The sequence below is a fragment of the Cytophagia bacterium CHB2 genome, assembly GCA_030263535.1.
Lineage (GTDB): Bacteria > Zhuqueibacterota > Zhuqueibacteria > Zhuqueibacterales > Zhuqueibacteraceae > Coneutiohabitans.
In genome coordinates, this window is sequence record SZPB01000639.1 from 1 (window position 1) to 1,993 (window position 1,993).

Here is a 1,993-nt window from a genome sequence, read left to right on the forward strand (position 1 = left end):
GGCCATGGTCATCCCAACGTGCTGGCCGCGCTTCAGGCGCAAATGCAGAAGCATCTGCATGTGATGGTTTATGGCGAATACGTGCAAGAATCGCAGGTTACGTTTGCGCGGCGCCTTGCCGAACTCGTGCCGGTGAAAGACGGTGTGGTTTTCTTTTGTAACAGCGGCGCGGAAGCGGTTGAAGGCGCCCTCAAAACCGCGCGCAAATACAGCGGCCGAAAAAAGTATATCGCCTTCGCAGGCGGCTATCACGGCGACACTTTTGGCGCGCTGTCCGCCATGTCCAGCAATTATTATCGCCGGCCGTTTGAGCCGTTGTTAGAAAACGTTGAATTCATTCCCTTCAATGATCATTCTGCATTAAAGAAGATCGATGTACAAACTGCGGCCGTGCTTTTCGAGCCGGTGCAAGGCGAAGCCGGTGTGCGCATTCCCTCTGCGGAATTTCTGCCCGCGCTGCGCCAGCGTTGCGATGAAACCGGCGCGCTGATGATCGCAGATGAAGCGATCACCGGCTTTGGCCGCACCGGAAGATTATTCGCCTGCGAGCATTGGCAGGTTCAGCCCGATATCATTTGCCTGGCAAAAGCTTTGGGTGGTGGTTTGCCGCTGGGCGCTTTCATTGGCCGGCGTGAGATCATGCAAACCTTGTCGCATGATCCGCCGCTGGCGCATGTCACCACCTTCGGCGGGCATCCGTTGAGTTGCGCCGCTGGTCTCGCGGCATTGGAAGTTTTGTTGGAGGAAAAAATGGTTGAGGCGAGCGCTCGAAACGGTGCGCGTTTTTTAAATGAGCTTCGGCGTGTTGCTCAAGACAATGAATCTATCAAAGAGGTGCGAGGGCTGGGCAGTTTCTTTGCGATTGAATTCACTTCCGAGGAGGTAACGCAACATTTCGTGAAGAACTGCCGGGAGGCGCGATTGATTATTGGTTGGACGCTGCATCATACCACCGTCGTGCGCGCCGCGCCGCCGTTGTGCATGATGGTTCCAGAAGTCGATGAATCCCTTGCAATCCTTCGGGCCGCAGCGTGATTGCTCGTAGAGATTTTCCGCCGGAACGTCTCTACGTTGCCGCTCAAGCATGACGTAAACGCGAATAAAGACGTCAAATCTCCAAAAAGGCTATGAGAATAACCGAAATCTTCTACTCGATTCAAGGCGAATCAACGTTCAGCGGCTTGCCCTGCGTGTTCATTCGCACCACGGGCTGCAACTTGCGCTGCGTTTGGTGTGACACGGAATACTCTTTTTACGGCGGGGAAGAAATGAGCCTGGATCAAATCATGGCAAAGGTGGGAAGCTATGATTGCAAGCTGGTGGAGCTGACCGGCGGTGAGCCGATGCTGCAAAAGGAGATTTACGAATTGAGCGAGCGCCTGCTGGCGCAGGGCTATACGGTTTTAATGGAAACCGGCGGCAGCCTGGATTTGTCGAAACTCGATGCGCGCGTGATCAAAATCATGGATCTCAAATGCCCCGGAAGTGAAGAATCGGATAAAAACTACTGGCCGAATCTCGACATTTTGTCGCCGCACGATCAAATCAAATTTGTGATCAAAGATCGCCGCGATTATGACTGGGCGCTGGCAACCATTCGCCGGCATCGGCTGGACGAACGCTTTGCGCTGTTATTTTCGCCGGTTTTTAATGAGATGAATTACCGCAAGCTGGCCGAATGGATGTTGGCGGACGGCGTCAGGGCCCGTTTTCAAGTGCAATTGCACAAATACATCTGGCCGCCGAACATGCGCGGGGTGTGAGCAGCAACGGCGGGTGGAAACTCTCGCGTCCCGACTTATTCGGGGCGACCCAACTTGGGATTCACCCCATTGGATTCTTTGGTATCTGGCCGGCTAAAATTGATCTGGTCTCGTCCTGCGGGACGCAGGAGGGAGTCAATCCTTTTTTTAGTTGAAATTTTTGATGGCTCCTGCTCGCCCCACCGCCCGCCCGCGGGCGGGCGGTGGGGCTATGGCGCAAGTTTTAAATC

Annotated in this window: 2 protein-coding genes; both read left to right on the forward strand. The window is 54.4% G+C overall.

The features are described from left to right. A partial coding sequence (locus FBQ85_29755; protein MDL1879316.1) for an aspartate aminotransferase family protein occupies positions 1-1,035 on the forward strand: 1,035 nt, incomplete at its 5' end. Positions 1,036-1,127: 92 nt separating this feature from the next. Continuing rightward, on the forward strand, positions 1,128-1,763 hold the full coding sequence (locus FBQ85_29760) for a radical SAM protein (protein ID MDL1879317.1): 636 nt from the start codon (positions 1,128-1,130) through the stop codon (positions 1,761-1,763). Positions 1,764-1,993: the final 230 nt, after the last annotated feature.

Coding starts and splice junctions, on each gene's coding strand:
- FBQ85_29760 (MDL1879317.1), top strand. CDS start 1,128: ATGAGAATAACCGAAATCTTCTACTCGATTCAAGGCGAATCAACGTTC.